At 50.0% G+C, this 18209-nt stretch carries 15 protein-coding genes; 8 read left to right on the top strand and 7 right to left on the bottom strand.

The window, feature by feature from the left end; all coding sequences use genetic code 11:
* Positions 1-33: 33 nt before the first annotated feature.
* The 4 genes from mnmG to ACI0FJ_RS04110 all read right to left on the bottom strand — a co-directional run bounded on the left by mnmG (position 34) and on the right by ACI0FJ_RS04110 (position 5096).
* Positions 34-1914: a tRNA uridine-5-carboxymethylaminomethyl(34) synthesis enzyme MnmG gene (gene mnmG, locus ACI0FJ_RS04125; protein ID WP_424299376.1), complete on the bottom strand. Its 1881-nt coding sequence runs from the start codon at positions 1912-1914 to the stop codon at positions 34-36.
* Positions 1915-1936: 22 nt separating this feature from the next.
* On the bottom strand, positions 1937-3160 hold the full coding sequence (locus tag ACI0FJ_RS04120) for a M20 family metallo-hydrolase (protein ID WP_424299373.1): 1224 nt from the start codon (positions 3158-3160) through the stop codon (positions 1937-1939).
* Positions 3161-3331: 171 nt separating this feature from the next.
* Positions 3332-3616, bottom strand: coding sequence for a PxxKW family cysteine-rich protein (locus ACI0FJ_RS04115; protein WP_424299370.1), 285 nt, complete (start codon positions 3614-3616; stop codon positions 3332-3334).
* A 148-nt stretch (positions 3617-3764) separates the two neighbouring features.
* Complete coding sequence (locus tag ACI0FJ_RS04110; protein ID WP_424299367.1) at positions 3765-5096, bottom strand: amidohydrolase family protein; 1332 nt, start codon at positions 5094-5096, stop codon at positions 3765-3767.
* Between the two features lie 140 nt (positions 5097-5236).
* Here ACI0FJ_RS04110 and ACI0FJ_RS04105 point away from each other — a divergent pair, with 140 nt between their 5' ends.
* The 3 genes from ACI0FJ_RS04105 to ACI0FJ_RS04095 are packed head-to-tail and all read left to right on the top strand — an operon-like array spanning position 5237 to position 8098.
* Entirely contained in the window at positions 5237-6022 is a 786-nt protein-coding gene (locus ACI0FJ_RS04105; RefSeq protein WP_424299364.1) for an alpha/beta hydrolase, read from the top strand.
* Entirely contained in the window at positions 6009-7400 is a 1392-nt protein-coding gene (locus ACI0FJ_RS04100; protein ID WP_424299361.1) for a TrkH family potassium uptake protein, read from the top strand. Before ACI0FJ_RS04105 ends, ACI0FJ_RS04100 begins: the two co-directional genes overlap by 14 nt.
* A gap of 38 nt (positions 7401-7438) precedes the next feature.
* Entirely contained in the window at positions 7439-8098 is a 660-nt protein-coding gene (locus ACI0FJ_RS04095) for a potassium channel family protein (protein WP_424299358.1), read from the top strand.
* Between the two features lie 44 nt (positions 8099-8142).
* Here ACI0FJ_RS04095 and ACI0FJ_RS04090 read toward each other — a convergent pair whose 3' ends face one another.
* From ACI0FJ_RS04090 to ACI0FJ_RS04080, 3 genes are all read right to left on the bottom strand, one after another.
* Positions 8143-8949: an MBL fold metallo-hydrolase gene (locus ACI0FJ_RS04090; protein ID WP_424299355.1), complete on the bottom strand. Its 807-nt coding sequence runs from the start codon at positions 8947-8949 to the stop codon at positions 8143-8145.
* A gap of 51 nt (positions 8950-9000) precedes the next feature.
* On the bottom strand, positions 9001-10398 hold the full coding sequence (locus tag ACI0FJ_RS04085) for an HD-GYP domain-containing protein (protein WP_424306480.1): 1398 nt from the start codon (positions 10396-10398) through the stop codon (positions 9001-9003).
* A 400-nt stretch (positions 10399-10798) separates the two neighbouring features.
* Positions 10799-11182, bottom strand: a complete 384-nt coding sequence (locus ACI0FJ_RS04080; protein WP_424299352.1) for a response regulator transcription factor — start codon at positions 11180-11182, stop codon at positions 10799-10801.
* A 290-nt stretch (positions 11183-11472) separates the two neighbouring features.
* Between ACI0FJ_RS04080 and ACI0FJ_RS04075 the strand changes: the two genes are divergently transcribed.
* The 5 genes from ACI0FJ_RS04075 to ACI0FJ_RS04055 all read left to right on the top strand — a co-directional run bounded on the left by ACI0FJ_RS04075 (position 11473) and on the right by ACI0FJ_RS04055 (position 18175).
* Positions 11473-12780, top strand: a complete 1308-nt coding sequence (locus ACI0FJ_RS04075; protein WP_424299349.1) for a PSP1 domain-containing protein — start codon at positions 11473-11475, stop codon at positions 12778-12780.
* A 43-nt stretch (positions 12781-12823) separates the two neighbouring features.
* Positions 12824-14749: a methionine--tRNA ligase gene (gene metG, locus ACI0FJ_RS04070; protein ID WP_424299346.1), complete on the top strand. Its 1926-nt coding sequence runs from the start codon at positions 12824-12826 to the stop codon at positions 14747-14749.
* Between the two features lie 211 nt (positions 14750-14960).
* A complete protein-coding gene (locus ACI0FJ_RS04065) occupies positions 14961-16346 on the top strand; it encodes an NAD-dependent succinate-semialdehyde dehydrogenase (RefSeq protein ID WP_424299343.1) in 1386 nt (461 codons plus the stop codon).
* A 136-nt stretch (positions 16347-16482) separates the two neighbouring features.
* Positions 16483-17166, top strand: coding sequence for a FadR/GntR family transcriptional regulator (locus ACI0FJ_RS04060; protein ID WP_424299340.1), 684 nt, complete (start codon positions 16483-16485; stop codon positions 17164-17166).
* A 211-nt stretch (positions 17167-17377) separates the two neighbouring features.
* The gene (locus ACI0FJ_RS04055; protein WP_424299337.1) at positions 17378-18175 is read left to right on the top strand and encodes a sulfite exporter TauE/SafE family protein; all 798 of its coding nucleotides are present in this window, start codon (positions 17378-17380) and stop codon (positions 18173-18175) included.
* Positions 18176-18209: the final 34 nt, after the last annotated feature.

Here is an 18209-nt window from a genome sequence, read left to right as displayed (position 1 = left end):
GACGAATTTGTCTCGACGCATAACAATGGTTTTCTAGCCAGCTACGCCGAGTTTTTTGAGATGGATTTCAAGGCAAGTCAGAGCTGCTGGAGTAACTCCAGAAATTCTCCCTGCCTGTCCCAACGTCAGTGGCCGAACATTATTGAGTTTTTCCACTACTTCCTTGGAGAGCCCCGCGACTTCAGGATAGGAAATATTTTCGGGAAGATGTGTCGATTCCAGGTTTTTGGAGCGCAACACCAGTTCCTGCTGGCGTTTCAGATAGCCAGAGTATTTCGCTTCGGTTTCAGCTTCTCGACGAACCTGCTCGTCGAAATCCATTATGCAAGGCTGGAGTGCGGCAAGGTCTTCGATGTTCAGCTCTGGTTGGCGGAGGATGACGGATAACGGAACAGCCTTGGATGGTGGTGTCGCACCCAAGGCAGAAAGTTTTTCGTTTGTTCCGCTGTTGGGGCGTATTATTGTCTGCTCGAGCATTTCCAGCAGGCTGTCGAGACGCTCTTTTTTTTCAGAAAAAAGGCGCCACTGGATGTCCCCCACCAAATCAAGATCGCGTGCTTTCGATGTTAGCCTAAGGTCGGCATTTCCTTCCCGAAGCAGCAAACGGTGTTCAGCTCGGGAGGTAAACATGCGATATGGTTCGCGGGTACCTTTCGTGACCAGATCATCCACAAGTACTGCCATGTAGGCCTGGTCGCGTGACAGGAGAAAAGGAGGCAATCCGCGAAGGGCGCAACCCATGTTACAGGCGGCCCACAATCCTTGGGCTGCGGCTTCTTCATACCCTGACGTTCCATTGATCTGCCCGGCACAGTATAAACCGGGGAGCTGTTTTGTCTCGAGAGTCGGGCGGAGCTGGGTGGGTGGAACAAAGTCATACTCAATGGCGTATCCAGGCCGAACTATTTGTGCATTTTCCAGTCCGGGCACTGTGGCAAGAAGTCTTTTCTGGATGTCCAGAGGAAGGCTGGTGGGAATGCCGTTGGGATATACCTCATGGCTGTCCAGCCCTTCGGGTTCAATGAAAAGCTGATGGCGGTCCTTATCAGGGAAACGGGCCACTTTGTCCTCAATGGAAGGACAGTAGCGGGCTCCAGTTCCTTTTATCACCCCGGTAAACATGGGGGACCTGTCAAAACCTTCCCTGATGACTTCGTGAGTCTTCTCATTGGTCCAGGTTATATAGCAGGGAAGCTGGGGCAGGTTGTTGCCGGGGCTCCGAAAGCTGAAAAGCGGAGGAGGATTGTCTCCGGGCTGTTTTTCCATCGATGCGTAGTCAATGCTTTCGGAAAGCAGACGCGGGGTGGTTCCTGTTTTGAGACGTCCAAGTTCCAGCCCTATCTCTTCCAGACTTGCAGACAGCCCTACGGCCGCAGGGTCCCCGAGCCGTCCGCCCGGGAAATTATTAAGTCCTATGTGGAGCAGCCCCCGCATGAATGTTCCTGTGGTCAGGAGTACACTGCGGGATCGGAAAGTCTCCCCTATTTGGGTGGTTACGCCTGCAGCCCGCTTGTTTTCCACAAGAATGGACTGGGCCATATCCTGGCGTACCCAGAGATTTTTCTGAGCGAAAATGTCGCGTTTGACTGCCGCCATGTACCTTGTGCGGTCCATTTGGGCGCGAGTTGCCTGTACAGCCGGTCCCTTGCGAGTATTCAAGGTGCGGAATTGGATGCCTGCCTCATCAGCCCAGACACCAATGTAGCCGCCCATGGCATCGATTTCACGGACCATGTGCCCTTTGGCAAGGCCTCCGATGGCTGGATTGCAGGACAGGTGCCCTATGTGGTCTGCATTAATTGTCAGCAGCAGGGTGGTAAGTCCCATTCGAGCAGAGGCCATGGCAGCTTCGCAACCGGCATGGCCTGCTCCAACGATAATGGCATCGAAAATTTTTGGTTGTGCGGGCTTCATCTGCCCCTCCAGAGAAATTCGTTCAGGAGAAAAGTACGGAGGCGAATATTTGTGCGTCTCCGAGGGTAAAGCTAATGGAGCCTTGTTCGTCAGGCTGGTGGGCATTATGCATGATGCGGGACCAGACTACGGCATGGTATCCTTTTTGACGCAGCAGGTTCGCCACTGTCCCGCCCCCTATGCCAACAAGACGGGGTTCGACGTGCAGGGTTTCGCGTATGGCTGTTTGCAGATTTTTCACGACGGGGCTATCGGCTGGAGTTGGAACTCCGCCCTGTTCCCTTTGCACCGTCTCCACTTCTACGGTCACACCGTAACGGTCACGCACAGTAAGAGCCGAATCCATAACCGCATTGATAACTTCATCCAGTTCATACTGGGGAAGTACTCGGCAATCCAGGTAAAAGACATCGCGTCCCGGGATGGTGTTGATGTTTTCCACATTTGCTTCTTTTTTCGTGGATTCAAACGTGGAGTAGGGCGGCGTGAAGAGAGCGTCATGGGCGTCGAAGCGATCATACAATGAACGCAGCCCGAGAATGAGATCCGAGGCGGCCAGAAGGGAGTTTGTTCCTTGGGCTGGCCGAGAAGCATGACACTGGCGGCCTTTTACTGTAATCTTGAGCCAGAGCAGGCCTTTTTCGGCGATTTCTACTTCGTCGCCTTCAGCATTACCTGAGTCCGGTACCAGAAAAAAATCTTCCGAACCAAAAAGGTCGCCATGATTATCAAGCACATGCCTGATGCCTAACGTATTGCCAGTTTCTTCATCTGCAACGAAAAGCATACCGAGATTGATCGGTGGTTCAATTTTGAGTTCGGAAAGAGCACCTGCCAAAAGCAATGCGGAAACCATCCCCTGATGGTTATCTTCCACACCGCGTCCCGTGAGGGTATCGCCGTCCACGCGCAGGGTGAAAGGATCTGCCGACCATAGCGCCGGATCACCGGCAGGCACAACATCCATATGCCCGATAATCCAGAGCGTAACATCTGGGTTTTTCCCCGGAATGACTGCCGCCAAGTTGGGGCGAACTCCTGAAGGAACACGAGTATCCACGGCGTTCATACGGCGGATGTTCGTTATACCCATTTTTTCCAGGTAGGCTGTGAGATACTCTGCCTTTTCCGATTCGCCGGGGCCTCCGCTGTCAGGACCGACTGCATTGCGGCTGATAAGTTCGCGTTGCAGAGTAATAACAGTGTCCTTTTGGCTTTGGATATGCCTGTGGATGGCGTCGCGCATGATTTTTTTCCTGTAAAATTACAAAGTCGAAAACACCGGAGTATTTGCATACTCCGGTGTCATGGAAAAACACATGGGACCCGACGAAATGACGGAAAAGTCATAACGGAGCGGGTAGGATACTCTCGTGCAGAGGATCCCCCAACACGGAAATCCGTGCTGCTGAAAGGCCTACCGGCCGCGGGCGGCGCGCTTGGAAGCTTTGAGGGGGTTGATCTTGACTTCGCCGTCTTTGGATACTTCCGCGCGGACGTGCGTAGCAAAGTTGCAAACACCGTTCTTCCATTTGCGGTCAGGCTGTGCGTAGCTGGGGCAGTACTTAGCATCTTCAAATGCTACTGCACGTTCACAGCCGTCACACTTTTCAACAACGGGCTCGATAATGAAACCGTTGTACAGCAGACCTTGTTCCGTCATCTTGGCGCCTTCAAGGGCGGCAACTTTCTTTTTGGCCATATTTGAATTCCTCCCTGCCGCGCCGTGCGCAGCTTCAATGACAATCGGTAGGTGAAAACGAGGTCTTATTATTGAATAAAGCGGTCCTGTCAAGCCCGATAGAGGGATAATTTTTCGGTCCTGTCCTTCTTTCGGGAATCATACTGTTTCAGTTCTTCATCGATTTCTTTAAATTACTGAGTATCCATTGGCGGACTCGGCAAATTTCCGCGTACAATTCATGTTTGTCAAAAGCCGGATAGGCTCCGTGGTCATAAACAATATTTCCATCCACCATGCACAGACAAACTTCCATTCCGTTTGCAGCATAGACGATGTGAGAAACGGGGGAATACATCGGCATCAAGTGCGGTGCCTCTACATCAAGGGCTATGATATCGGCTTTGAATCCTGGCTCGAGGCGTCCAACCTTTTCCAGTCCCATTGCTTTTGCACCGTTCAGGGTGGCCATATCCAAAACGTCTTGGGCTGGCAGAGCCTTTGGGTCGCCGGTAAAGCCTTTTTGCATCAGGGCGGCGCTGGCCATCTCTCGGAACATATTCAGATCGTTATTGCTGGCTGGACCATCTGTTCCTAGGGCCACGCAGACTCCGGCATTGAGAAGTTTTTGAACCGGGGCACATCCGTTTCCGAGTTTCATATTGCTTTCAGGACAATGCACGACGCTGGTGCCGGATTCGGCAATTCGTTCAATCTCCCGATCTGAAACAGTTACACAGTGGAAAAGAACGGTTTGGGGACCAAGCAGTCCAAGGGAGTCCAGATGCTCAATGGGACGCTTGCCGTATTTATCGAGACACAGAGCTGTTTCGCTTTCCGACTCGGCAGCATGGATCATCCACTTGCTGCCAAATTCCATGGCCAGCCGGTAGCTTTCCTGCAATACCTCGGGTGTTGTCGTATATACCGCGTGCGCCATGATTGGGGTCTGGATACGCGGGTGCGCGACGTAGTCCTGGTGGAGCTTGCGGATAAGAGTCCAACCTTCATCCATTGAGTCGTATGTCAAGGTCGGCGATTGAATGACTCCTTCCGAGAGTAGCCCCCGCAGACCGACCTCATCGACAGCTTCGCAGACCTGACGTTGATAAAGGTACATATCGCTGAATGTAGTGGTGCCGGATCGGGCCATTTCAGCACAGGAGAGCTTGGAGCCGGTGTAAACAACATGGGGCGATAGTTTTTTTTCTACGGGCCAGATGTGGTTTGCCAGCCAGTCCATGAGTTCCAAATCGTCTGCCAGTCCCCGGAAAACGCTCATGGCTGCATGGCAATGTGCGTTGACCAGCCCGGGCATCACGATGCAGTGGCTGAAATCCCTGAACTCTTTGCCTGTCCATTTGGCAGAGATGATTTTCCATGGGCCGACATCCATAATATCATGTCCGGAGAGGGCGATACCGGCATCTTCGATGATCTCTCTGTCTTTGTTCTGGGTTACGCAATATCCTGCTCGGAAGATCCGATCGCAATGGAGCATGAACATGTACCTCGTAATCTGTCGGATAAGGTTGAATGGTCTGATTTCTCAGTTAGTAAAGTATGCGAGGGAGAATGGAAAGGAGCGGGGCAAAAAATAGTAATTTGCCTGTGAAGCGGCAAGGGAGTAAAAGCAACCGCATGAATATTGCCTGCTTGCTGCTGCATGGCTTTACCGGAACTCCATTTGAAATGGAACCGTTAGGCCAAGCGCTTGAAAACGTAGGGATTAATGTCCATATCCCAGTGCTGCCCGGACACGGAACAACTATTGAGAAAATGGACTCCACACGTTTTGAAGACTGGTATACCGCTGTTCGTAATGCCTATCTGGGACTGCGAAACTCTGCTGACAAGGTGTTTATCTGTGGACTGTCCATGGGGGGGAGCCTGACACTTCGCTTGGCTGAAGAGTATGATCCCGACGGAATAGCTCTATTGGCAGCCCCTGTTTTTCTTTATCGCCTTTTCCCTCCGGCCATGGCGGATTGGCGCCTTCCGTTCGTGCCTCTGTTGCGTCTTTTCCGTCCTATCTGGCCCGTCAAGGCGTCAGGGGGAAGGTCTCGGGAAATTCAGCCTTGGAAGGGATACGATACGGCAATGCCTTTGAATGCTCTTGGGGATTTTATGGCATCTTTGCCGAAAATTCGGGCAAGGTTGGCTAAAATTTCCTGTCCCATACTCGTTTTGCAGGATGCAAGGGATCGTACTGTTCATCGTGACAATGCCCTGGAGATCCATCAACAGGTTTCTTCTTTGGATAAGACGCTGCACATTTTGCATATCAAGGAAAATACGACCAGCCGTCATGTGTTGACCACGCATCAGGAAACACGGGATATTGTTCAGCATTATGTGCTGCAATTTATTGCCGGGCTGGTTCCGGTCAGCACCGGGACAAAGGGAAGTACCGATGCGCTTTCGTAGCAATCCGGGAAAAGCGGTTGCCCAGAGCCTGGGGACACCACTCGCCTATCCTTTATATTATTTTCTTTTGACCATTCTGGTGGGAACCGTACTTCTGCATCAGCCTCTTAGTTTGGAACAAGGCGGTATCTCCTGGGTGGACGCCCTGTTTACGGCAACATCTGCCACATGTGTAACAGGTCTTGCCGTGGTGGATACAGGCACTCACTTCACTCTTTTTGGGCAGAGTGTCATTCTTGCCTTGATTCAGTTGGGTGGTTTGGGGGTAATGACCTATGCCAGTCTGGTTTTTTATCTCTGGCGAAAACGGGTCAGCGTTGCCGATCGTATCGCCGTAGGGCAGAGCCTATTACATGATCCTTCCTTCAAGCTTGGACGTTTTCTGCTTCGGCTGATTTTATGGACCCTTACGATAGAAGGGGGAGGGCTGTTGCTTTTGCACTTGGCCGACCCCAAGGGATTTTCATGGTACAGTTCCCTGTTTCATTCTGTCTCCGCTTTTTGTAACGCCGGTTTTTCTCTTTATTCCGATAGCTTGAGTGCCTGGCGTAACAATCTATGGGTCAACCTTGTGTTCATTTTCCTTATCACCGCCGGTGGCATAGGGTTTTCAGTTCTTGTGGAGTTTGAGCAAGTGGCTGTTGAAAAGCTCGGCAGAAAAAACAGAACGAAACGATGCAAAGGGTTGAGTTGGTATTCGCGGGTCGTTCTGGTTACCAGTTTCTGGCTGGTTGTTGGCGGAGCTGCTGTTTTGTTTTTTGCCGAGTTTATAGGTTTTCATCAGCCTATGAAGTTGAATACAGCTATATTGAGTTCCTTTTTCCAGTCCGTTACATGTCGTACTGCCGGATTCAACACGTTGGATATCGGCGGGATGACGAATCTTTCGTTGGTGGCTATGATGGCCCTCATGCTTATTGGCGGTTCGCCGGGAAGTTGTGCAGGTGGCGTGAAAACAACCACTTTTCGTGCTCTGACGGCCTTTACCATGGCGCAGGTGCGGGGGCGGGAGCAGAGTGTGGTCAACGGGCGAGCTTTGGACCAGGTTTCTTTGCGTAAGGCTTTTACGTTGTCTTTGTTTGCATTTTTTATTGTGACGTTGGCCACTTTGATACTGACTTTTACGGAGGGCGGTGATGTTCCGCATCCGTATGCCCGAGGACAGTTTTTGGAGATTTTGTTCGAATCTGTCTCGGCTTTCGGCACGGTAGGACTTTCCACCGGTTTGACGCCACAATTGAGTTCTGCAGGGAAAATAGTCATATCCACGCTTATGTTCGTAGGACGCTTGGGCCCTGTGTTTTTTCTCGGGGTTCTTCAGACTATGTATGAAAAACCCAGATATCGTTGGCCTGAGGAAAATATACTTGTCGGCTGATAAATACGTTTTAAATCGTCACAATGCGTGGAGGATTCATGGGGCAGGAGAAGTACGGCATCGGAGTTATCGGCCTGGGAAAATTCGGGTTTGCATTTGGAGCAGCCCTGGCCGAGTTTCATGCCGATGTCATGGGGTTGGATCGCGGAGCAGATAATGTGGACAGGGCCAAAGGCGTTCTGGCCCAAGTCTATCAGGGCGATGCCATGGATCGTAAGGTACTGGAACAGCTTGGGTTCGGAGACATGCGCCATGTAGTGGTGAGTGTCGGAAGGTCCATAGAAGCCAGCACAATGATAGTCATGTACCTTAAAGAGCTGGGGACCCAAAGTGTTTGGGTCAAAGCAATTAGTCGCGATCACGAAAAGCTTCTTCTTAAGGTTGGGGCGGATGAAGTCGTTTTCCCTGAAGATTTTGCAGCCAGACAGCTGGCACACAAAATGGCTGTTCCAGGACTTGTAGCGTATCTTCCCGTAGGACGGGATATTGCCGTTCGTGAGTTCGTGGTGAAGGGCTGGGCTGGAAAGAATCTGGTGGAGTTGGATTTGACCAATTCACAAAAAGTGCAGGTTATTGCCATTCGGCGCAAAGGGGAAAGTGAATATCTGTTTATTCCCGATGCCCGGGCACCTTTGGCAACGGGAGATGTTTTGGTGTTGATTGGGCGCAGCCAGGACATGGATTCCCTGAAAGGTTGAATTTTTTCAGATGATTTCAGTAGTTAGCGTGTGTTCCAAGCCTCTCAAAATACGATGGATAAACCTGCTGCCAGGGGGGAGACTCGCCCCCTGCACAGGTTGGCCAACCGCCGCCTAGATTCTTCCCCGGTACAATGCCCAGCATGAATTTCCTGCACATGGAATTTGTCAAAAATCCTGGCTGATTGCTCAATAACTTCTTGCGATGCATCATGCAGGTGCATGCCGCCGAGAACTCCATATACGTGGTCTATTCCATAGCGCTGCCGCAGGCAGGCAAAACTGTTCGCAATTCCGCTGTGACAACAACCGAAGATCAAAACCGGGCCGTTTGTTGATTCATACAAAATGAAAGCGTCGTCCGGCATTGTATCTGGAATTGCCCCTGCCAAATCCAGGCTGAATCCTTGGATGGACTGGTGGTTGCCAGGAATTCGCGGGATTTTCGTAACAAAACTGATTTCTCCCGGAAATGATTGATGCGATTCCACAGGATGGAACTTGCCATCAGGAAGATCAGTTAAAGAAAGGCTTGGGCCCGCATGGGGCATTTTGGGTGTGGTGGTGCTGCGAAATACTTTGGGGTGCCCGATGATTTCTCCTGAAAATCCAGCCTCAAGGAGGGATTGCAGGCCGCCAGTATGGTCGTAATGCGCATGACTTAGGAAAAGTCCTTTCGCATCCTGTGGGACCAACTTCATTTTTTCAGCATTTTTTAAAAAAAGCGAATCTCTTCCGGTATCCAGCAGCCAGGTCTCAGCATCGGTTTCAAGAAGACAGGAAAATCCCCATTGAGAAACAAAGCCGGGCAGTGAATTGTTGTCGGCCAGAATATGCACAGTAAGTGCCATGGCGGGAAACTCCGATTTTTTGTTTGGTAGGCTGGGTGGGTATTCTCGGAATTACTGAACCCCGCGGGAAGTGGAAAGATTGTCCAGGATACTTTCAAACATCACATTGTGGGATTTGTCCGAATGCTTTTCTTCGAGGCCGCTCATATCTGCGGCTTCAGCTTCAATAGCGTCGATATTTTTTATGAAAAGGTCTACCAGCCTGCCGTCGAGCTTATTGCGGCGTGCTTCACAACTTAGAATTTCCAAAGCCCGTTTACGTGAGAAAGCTGGTTTGTAGTGGCGTTCCTGCGTAATAGCATCAAAAACATCGGTGATTGATAAAATACGTGATTGAAGCATGATTTGATCGTCTTTGATCCCTGCCGGATATCCACTGCCGTCTAGGCGTTCGTGATGCTGATGGATGTAGGTCAGCAGGTTGGAAAAATCTTCTGTGAACGGAATATGCTGGAGAATACGGTAGCTTTCGTGAGGATGCCGCTCAATTTCTTTGCGTTCTTCCGGGGTGAGATTGCCTTCTTGTATCAGCAGACAATGCATTTCGTGCGTCGTCAGCAGGGTACTTCCCGAACCATTCATGGGATAGTAGATGTCATTAAGCTTGTGCAAGAAAGCAACGTCCTGATCCGAAAGCTTGGTAGATCTGTTGATGGCCTCAAGACGTTTATGATCTTCTTTCCAGTCAAGGCCGAGTTCTTTTCCCACTACCGCAAGGCGCATACCGATGACATCAAGATGGTTTTCCGGCAGTCTGGTAACTTTTGTCAGGACCTGTTCTCTCACGCCTATTTTGCCTATGTCATGCAACAAGCCAGCATAGAAAAGTTCGTGTAATTCCTTTTCGCTGAAGTTTGTTTCGGCAAAGAACCCCTTATCATCGTTTATTTTTCCTGCCAGAGCCACGGAAAGACAGGCAACTCGTTGCGAATGGCCTGCCGTCATGGGGTCGCGAGTGTCAATGGCTTCAGCCAAGGCCTGCAGCAACGCGTCCATGAGACGACGGACTTCTTCAAAGTGATGCGCGTTTCCCATGGCTGTTGCGGCAATGGAAGCAAGTATGTTGGCTCGCTTGAGATGTGGGGCCTGGAATGCGGACGTTCGGCTTGAACCAAGAGCGAGTGTGCCCACCCGTAGGTTTGGGGCAGAAAGTGGAACTATGAGCAGAGATTTTATTTCCGGGAGGACATTGTCCCATCGGGGATCGCTGCTGAGATCGTTGAGAATTTCTCCTCGATTTTTTTCGATAATATCGCTCAGCAAACGGCTGGAACGCAGCCTGCTGAAACTGCAGCTGTCTGTTGGCCCGAAAGAACGGAGTTCGTAGTGGTCCTTGAATTCCGTGGTCCGACTGAATACCATGCCCATTTCAGCAGTAGGAATGGCACGGGAAATTTCCGAGAGGAGAGAAGTGCATACTTCACGCAAACGGAGAGAGCTGTTGAGCATTGTGGTTGCGTTGTACAGGAGCTCAAGTTCTCTATATTTGTCCAATGTTTCCGCAGCAACGCAGCGTCTGGCATACTCGCTTTGCAGAAGTTCCAGAAAGGTCCTTTCCAAAAAAGAGAGTACTGGGGAAAGCTCTTCTGGTGGCGTTGAAATATGGGGAATAAGGACAAGTGTACCCAGCTGGGTATTTTGAAGCATGAGAGGACGGGACAGAGTGTCTTTCGGACATTCTTTCAGAGTAGGGGGAGAGACCGGTTCACCAGCGCTGGCAAGCAAACCACTGCCGGTATATACGGCAAGGCTTCCTTTGCCTTTCATCAACTCAATCGCCTCGGAAAGCAATAATCTCAGGCGCTTGGGTTTTAGCAGTCTATGTAGCGGCTCCATGTTCACCAGTCGGTCATTCCAGGTTCATTAATTCTTTGGCTACCAGGAGAACCTTGTCGGGATCGAAGGGTTTGGTCAGGTACATGCACGCACCCAGCTCCAGCCCCTGTTTTTTGTCTATTTCTTGTCCTTTGGCTGTGATAAGGACTATTTTGCTGCCATTGGGCTCGGGAGATTCCTGTATGCTCCGACAGACCTCGTAGCCATTCATTTTGGGCATCATTATATCAAGAAAAACGACTTCGGGCTGTTCTTCCTGGATAATTTCCATTCCTTCTTCGCCGTCCGAGGCTGTGAGCAATTCTACTCCATAGTCGTCTTCCAGTTCCTCAAGAGTTTGTTCTAGAAGCATTCTGATATGGATCTCATCGTCGACGATGAGAATTTTTCCCGCCATCTGCGCTCCCCCCTAAAAAACAATTCGGATTATGAAGTAACCCCGTAACGTCTGTATTTTGTCGAGTAATGTATCATTTTCACGCGTGTCGGGTAAAGGAGAAAGTATTCTTTATCTAGGTATACGATAAATATGTATAATTATCGACTATGGTAATTAATAAGCTGGAGCAATATGGACCCGCTTCCGAGATAATCCCAATTGATGTTCAAGAGGAAGTTGTTTAAAGTTACATATTTTAAAGCGCATGAATCGTCCTCTTTGGACGCACAGGATATAGGGAATAGTGAATGAGTCGTATCTTAGGAGCGAAATTCAGGGATTTCGGACAAATATACTATTTTGATTCCGGCCCCTACGTTGTTGAGGTAGGCGACCATGTTATCGTGGAAACCGACCAGGGACGGGGGTTGGCTAAAGTCGCTGTTGTCAGGAAGGATGTTCCTGAAGATGTCAGCGAAGAAAGCGTGAAAACAATTTTTCGTTTGGCCAATTCCAAAGATTTTGAAATTATTCAAGAAAATAACGATCTCAGCCGCCAGGCATACGGCTTCTGCCGAAAGTGCATAGAGAGCCGGAAGCTTGAGATGAAGCTTGTGGACGTGGAGATATTCTACGACCGCAGTAAGATGATTTTTTACTTCACAGCTCCGGGACGAGTGGATTTTCGTGAGTTGGTCAAGGATCTTGTGCGAGAGTACAGGACCCGTATTGAGCTGCGGCAGATAGGCGTGCGCCATGAAACGCAAATGATAGGTGCCGTGGGAAACTGTGGACAGGTATGCTGCTGTCGGCGGTTTATGAGAACTTTTGATCCCGTGACCATCAAGATGGCCAAAGAGCAAAATTTATTTCTCAATCCCACCAAGATTTCAGGAATTTGTGGGCGCCTGCTTTGTTGTTTGAACTTTGAGCAAAAAAATTACGAAGATTTTCAACGTAAATGTCCCAAAATAGGCAAGCGTCACAACACCAGCATGGGCGTCGTCAAAGTCATTCGTTCCAATTTTTTCCGCAACTCCCTTACTCTTATTACGGAAAACCATGAGGAACGCGAGGTCTGCGTGGATGATTGGAAAGATCTCCAGGCCGGCAAAACGCTTCCACCTCAGAATTCCGGCAAAGGAGATGCATCCGAATGCCTTTCCAAAGGAACCGACAAGGGAAAGGGACAAGGTGCCGATGCTGATAATTTAACGCAGAACCGTGGAGAACAAAATAGCCCCTGCACGGATTCCGCCAACGAAACTTCTGCAGCGCCAGCAAAAAGTACAGCATTGTCTGAGAATTCTTCGGAAGAGCGCAAACCAAAAAAATCACGTGGTAAATCGCGTGGTGGGCGTTCCCGCCGCGGGGCTTCCCGTCGAAGGGGCCGGGGTTCCAAATCCTCGGATAATGCTGTATCGGGCAGGCCCGGAGCGGAAAAGGCAGGGCGTTCGAACTCTGAAAAGGGGAAATCTGATTCTGGAAAGGACGGGCAGTCCAAAGTTCAGAAGCCGCGAGCTGGGCAGAGGAAAACTGGTCAGGGGAATTCTGAAGCCAGAAAGAAAACTCAGTCTGGTGGTTCCTCCTCGGGAAAAACAGGTCAAAGCGAATAATTCTATTGCCGCGCTTTCAGTATATGATTTGACGGAGAAAAGAGTGCAACCTTTCTATATTACTACACCGATTTATTACGTAAACGCCAAGCCTCATCTGGGACATGCCTACACGACCATCGTGGCCGACAGTATGGCCCGTTTTCATCGTTCCCTGGGGCAGGAGACATACTTTCTTACGGGGACGGATGAGCACGGGGATAAAATCGCCGAAGCAGCGGAAAAGGCTGGGCAGTCACCGCAGGAGTACGCAGACACCATCAGCGGGCTTTTTAGCGGTATGTGGCCCGGTCTTCAGATAACCAACGATGATTTTATCCGTACGACCCAGGAACGCCATAAGAAAGTTGTCCAAGAGGTTTTGCAGAAGGTCTATGATAAAGGCGATATTTATTTTGGTGAGTACGGCGGATATTACTGCAAAGGGTGCGAGTGTTTTTTGACGGAAAAGGACCTTGTGGATGGACTGTGTCCCGATCATAAGGTTGCTCCCACGTACATTGCAGAAAAAAACTACTTTTTCCGTATGTCCAAGTACCGCGAAGCGCTGCTTAAACATATTGAGGAGAACCCCGACTTCATTCGTCCCGAAAGGTATCGGAAGGAAGTGGTCAGCCTGCTCGAATCCGGTGAATTGGAAGATTTATGTATTTCCCGGCCCAAATCACGTCTGACCTGGGGCATCGAATTACCCTTCGATTCGGACTATGTCTGTTACGTCTGGTTCGACGCTCTGATTAATTACGTGTCTGCCTTGGAGTATCCGGAAGGTAAAAAGTACAAAAAGTACTGGCCTGCCGCGCAACATCTTGTGGCCAAGGATATACTCAAGCCGCACGCTATTTTTTGGCCGACAATGCTCATGAGTGCGGAAATTCCGTTGTACAACCATTTGAACGTGCACGGTTACTGGCTTATCAAGGACACGAAGATGTCAAAAAGCCTGGGGAATGTCGTTGCGCCGTTGGACATGGTGGACAAATACGGTTTGGATACTTTCCGTTATTTTCTGCTTCGCGAAATGCGTTTTGGCAATGACGCAAGCTTTTCAGAAGAGGGCTTGGTTGCACGCCGTAACGCCGACCTTGCAAATGATCTCGGCAACCTTTTCAGCCGTTCACTGTCCATGGTTCATAAGTATTTCGACGGAGTAGTGCCAGCACCAAAGAAGCTGACGGTAGATGCCGAGCTCAAGGCTTTGGCTGAGAATGCCTTTACGAACTTTACTGAACTTTTCGGCAGAGTCTGCTTTGCTCAGGCTTTGGAAGCCCTATGGGAACTCGTTCGCGGACTGAATAAGTATATTGATTCCAGTGCGCCTTGGGTTTTGTTCAAGGAAAAAGACATGGAGCGCTTGGCCGAGGTCATGTACTCCTTGCTGGAATGCCTGCATAAGGTTGCTGTTTGCCTGCAGCCGGTTATGCCAGATGCAGCTTCCACCATGCTCGAACAACTCGGGGTGAAGGATATCGGCACGATTGCCGAGGAAACTTCGACTTGGGGACGTTTGGTGCCGGGAGCCGGGCTAGCGAAGGCTTCCAATCTTTTCCCACGTATTGATCTTCCCAAAGAAGAGGATGCAAAGCAGGCTGAGGAAGCTGCCCAGCCAATCAAGAAGAAGCAGGCTGCGAGCAAGGATGACGGACTCATTGAGTTTACGGATTTTCAGAAACTGGATCTTCGCGTAGGGACAGTTGTTTCCTGCGATCCCCATCCCGATGCCGACAGGCTTTTGTTGGTGCAGATCGACCTTGGTGAGGAAAAAACTCGCCAAGTGGTGGCTGGACTTGCTGAATTCTTTTCGCCGGACGACCTTAAGGGAAAACAGGTCGTTCTGGTTGCCAACCTCAAGCCCCGTAAGCTTAGGGGCCATATGTCCCAAGGGATGATTTTGGCCGTTAAGACAGAGGGCGGCATGCAGTTGTTGACTTCGACCGCTCCTGTCGTAAACGGTTCGAAGGTAAGCTGACTTAAGAGACTGTGTCGTCCCGTATCCTTCTTATTGGGATGCGGGACGAAGTAGGCTTTTTGTTCCCGGAGGAACGTCCGCTTCGTCACTCTCCCTTTTGTAGTGTCCTCATGTTCGACTAGGGAAGTTTCCCTGTGTGGAAATCCCAAAGTCCTTGTCTCTTTTATATTGTTCTCTACCTAACTCTGTCTTTTCAGGATCTTTTTTAAGCATGAACGTTGAACTGTTGATCAGCATAAATCCGGCCACTGAAGAACACATCAAAACCTATCCCGCCCTTGACCCGAAAGCTTGTCAAAAGTTATTGAGCAAAGCGACCCAGGAGTGGGAAAAGTGGCGGAGCACATCCCTGGAAGAGCGGGGTGCTTTTCTCGTTGGTGCTGCACAGATTTTGCGTGATGAAAACGAGCATTTGGCGAGGCTTGTAACCAGCGAAATGGGCAAGCTTTTGAGTGAGTCCCGCGTAGAAATCGAGCGATGTGCTTCGGTATGTGAGCTTTACGCCAAACAAGCAGCGGAAATGCTGAAGCCGCAGTCCTGTGTACTGGACGGAATTCAGTGTCGCACTGTTTTTGAGCCGCTTGGAGCGGTTCTATCCATTATGCCATGGAATTTTCCCTTTTGGCAGGTCTTTCGGATGACGGTTCCGGCTCTGATGGCAGGAAATGCGGTTTGGCTCAAACTTGCTCCCAATGTCTGTGGATGTTCTCAGGCTATCGCGTCCGTGTTTGAACGGGCCGGGCTTCCGCGCGGTGTCTTCACGTCGCTTCTTCTTCCTAAAGAACATATTGAGCCGGTTATTGCCCATGATTTGGTTCAGGCTGTTGCCTTTACAGGCAGTGATGTTTCCGGGGCAAAGGTTGCGGCTATGGCTGGGGCACACGTTAAAAAGTGTGTGATGGAATTGGGCGGTTCTGATCCATTTATTGTTTTGGATGACGCCGATGTTGCCAAAAGTATTGGTCAGGCGGTGCAGTCCCGCTATCAGAATGCAGGACAGACATGTGTCGCGGCCAAGCGCTTTATCATTCATCGGGCTGTGGCTAAGGAGTTTACCGAAGGGCTTCTCGACAGAATTGCCAAGTTGAAGGCCGGTGATCCTCTTTCACCAGAAACAACTCTTGCTCCGCTTGCACGACTTGATCTTTTGGAGCGGGTTGACGGACAGGTGTCCACGTCTTTGGCAATGGGGGCAACGCTTTTGGCTGGCGGTAAGCGTCTCGGCATGCCCGGGTATTTTTATGCCCCAACCCTGTTGACCGACGTGACTCGCGACATGCCTGTAATGAGCCAGGAAGTTTTTGGGCCAGTTGGTGTTGTTTGCATCGTTGACAATGAGGAAGAAGCCGTGCGTCTGGCAAATGACACACCATACGGGCTTGGAGCCAGCCTTTGGACGAGTGATTCGAAACGAGCGGAACGGTTGGCAGGGCAGCTTCGGGCAGGGACTGTCTGCATCAACAGTCGGACACATTCCGACCCCCGGCTTCCTTTTGGTGGGTGCAAAAGGTCAGGGTTTGGACGTGAAATGGCCCATATAGGTATCCGTGAGTTGTGCCATATCAAAGTTATTCAATTCAACTCCTCTTCCTGCTGATCCAAGTCGGACTTGTGGCACCAAGATCCGAATAGTTTTGTTGTCCAAGCTTGTCGTGTCGATTATATAACCTCCTATTCGTACAAAATTTCGGCCGTTCGCAAGAGAATTTTGTCAACTGAGAAGGGAGTCATTCATGGCCTCTGGTGCTGAGAAAAGGCGCATCTACGAAGATGTTGTTCATTATATTCATTCCTTGATCACGAGCGGTCGTCTTGGGCCGGGGGACAAGGTCCCGCCAGAGAGAAGACTTGCTGAAGAACTTCAGGTTTCACGCAACTCCGTTCGAGAGGCCATCCGGGCTTTGAGTGAGAATGGGGTACTGACGAGCAGGCAAGGGGCTGGAACATTTATTTGTTCCATTGAGTACGACTCCCTTGTCGCTTCTTTGGCAAACGTCGTGAATGACCAGCGTGAACGGTTGGAGGATATTTTTGAATTTCGAAAAGTCGTGGAGCCATCTGTCGCAGCATTGGCTGCTCGGAGAATCACTCCTGACCAGCTGGTTAAACTCAAAATATTGATAACAGAGCAGCAGAGCCAGATAGCAGAGGGAAACGCTGAAGGTCTGCATGATGCCGAGTTTCATATGGCAATAGCATCGGCCAGCGGCAATACGGTTTTTCGTGAGGTGATCGATATTTTGAACAAGCGGTTTTCTGATGTCCGTTCGCAGGGATTGCTTTCTTTGAAGCGGAGCCGTGAGTCTGTAGCTGGGCATCAACGTATTTTGGAGGCCCTGGAAAAGGCTGATGAGTCAGCGGCTTTCAAGGCTATGGAAGACCATCTTCAAAGTGTTGAAGAGAATGTGTTTATCTAGTTAATCTTGTTTATTTTTGGGGCTGAGTGGATGGCTACCCTTCACCGGTTCGCAGTTTTATTCTGAATTTTCCTTTTTTTATATGTGTTGCAGTAGAGATATATATAAAACTTGCCCCGGCGTTTTTTTGTTTATATTGGTACTACCAATCTTTTTGTTCATCGCCCCGACAAGCGATTACTGGGAAACAATTTTATCCGTGGAGGATTTCATGATCGGTATTTATGCAACCTACGTGGCTTTGGGGGCCGTCGCCGGAGTTTTGGCTGGCCTCCTGGGCATAGGTGGGGGAATCGTTATTGTCCCCATTCTTGTTTTTAGTTTGCAGTGGCAAGGGGTCTCTCCAGATGTCGTGATGCATTTGGCTCTGGGAACATCATTATCGACCATCGTTTTCACCTCTTTGTCGAGCACCCGAGCCCACAATAAGAGAGGAGGCGTGGATTGGAGGATTTTTAAGGGGATTGCCCCCGGAGTGTTGGTCGGAACCTTCTTGGGCTCGTGCGTTGCTTCGTATATTCCCGGTAACGCGCTGAAGTTGTTTTTTGCCTTATTTTTACTTTATGTATCATATTCCATGTTTCGTAACAGCAAGCCCAAACCGACGAGGCAGTTGCCTGGGGGAGCAGGACTTTTGGGTGCAGGAACCATCGTTGGCGCTATTTCAAGCCTAGTTGGCGTCGGTGGTGGTATAATGTCTGTTCCTTTTTTGGTTTGGTGCAACGTGGCCATGCATACGGCCATCGGGACTGCCGCGGCTATTGGATTGCCCCTCGCATTGGCTGGTTCATTGGGGTATATTATCAATGGACAAGGAGTAGTAGGATTGCCGCTTCATTCTTGGGGGTTTGTCTATCTTCCTGCTTTGATTGGTATTTCCTGTATGACCATTTTTACTGCTCCGCTGGGAGCAAAGCTTGCGCACAGCTTGCCCGTTCCGAAACTTAAGCGTATTTTTGCAGTTCTTTTAGCAATTGTCTCTGTGCGAATGCTCTTCAGTCTGATGTAGTTTGTATGTGATTTGATTCCCCTCCAAAGCATTG

This window comes from Desulfovibrio sp. 7SRBS1 (genome assembly GCF_049723905.1).
Classification (GTDB): domain Bacteria; phylum Desulfobacterota; class Desulfovibrionia; order Desulfovibrionales; family Desulfovibrionaceae.
The sequence above is the reverse complement of the archived record's forward strand: the minus strand, read 5'-3'. Positions and strand labels throughout refer to the sequence as shown.

Excerpts from the sequence above, each read along its gene's own strand:
- ACI0FJ_RS04075 (WP_424299349.1), top strand. The coding sequence starts at position 11,473 with ATGAGTCGTATCTTAGGAGCGAAATTCAGGGATTTCGGACAAATATAC.
- ACI0FJ_RS04110 (WP_424299367.1), bottom strand. The coding sequence starts at position 5,096 with ATGCTCCATTGCGATCGGATCTTCCGAGCAGGATATTGCGTAACCCAG.
- ACI0FJ_RS04080 (WP_424299352.1), bottom strand. The coding sequence starts at position 11,182 with ATGGCGGGAAAAATTCTCATCGTCGACGATGAGATCCATATCAGAATG.
- ACI0FJ_RS04120 (WP_424299373.1), bottom strand. The coding sequence starts at position 3,160 with ATGCGCGACGCCATCCACAGGCATATCCAAAGCCAAAAGGACACTGTT.
- ACI0FJ_RS04055 (WP_424299337.1), top strand. The coding sequence starts at position 17,378 with ATGATCGGTATTTATGCAACCTACGTGGCTTTGGGGGCCGTCGCCGGA.
- ACI0FJ_RS04115 (WP_424299370.1), bottom strand. The coding sequence starts at position 3,616 with ATGGCCAAAAAGAAAGTTGCCGCCCTTGAAGGCGCCAAGATGACGGAA.
- ACI0FJ_RS04060 (WP_424299340.1), top strand. The coding sequence starts at position 16,483 with ATGGCCTCTGGTGCTGAGAAAAGGCGCATCTACGAAGATGTTGTTCAT.
- ACI0FJ_RS04065 (WP_424299343.1), top strand. The coding sequence starts at position 14,961 with ATGAACGTTGAACTGTTGATCAGCATAAATCCGGCCACTGAAGAACAC.
- mnmG (WP_424299376.1), bottom strand. The coding sequence starts at position 1,914 with ATGAAGCCCGCACAACCAAAAATTTTCGATGCCATTATCGTTGGAGCA.
- ACI0FJ_RS04095 (WP_424299358.1), top strand. The coding sequence starts at position 7,439 with ATGGGGCAGGAGAAGTACGGCATCGGAGTTATCGGCCTGGGAAAATTC.
- ACI0FJ_RS04090 (WP_424299355.1), bottom strand. The coding sequence starts at position 8,949 with ATGGCACTTACTGTGCATATTCTGGCCGACAACAATTCACTGCCCGGC.
- ACI0FJ_RS04100 (WP_424299361.1), top strand. The coding sequence starts at position 6,009 with ATGCGCTTTCGTAGCAATCCGGGAAAAGCGGTTGCCCAGAGCCTGGGG.
- ACI0FJ_RS04085 (WP_424306480.1), bottom strand. The coding sequence starts at position 10,398 with ATGCTCAACAGCTCTCTCCGTTTGCGTGAAGTATGCACTTCTCTCCTC.
- ACI0FJ_RS04105 (WP_424299364.1), top strand. The coding sequence starts at position 5,237 with ATGAATATTGCCTGCTTGCTGCTGCATGGCTTTACCGGAACTCCATTT.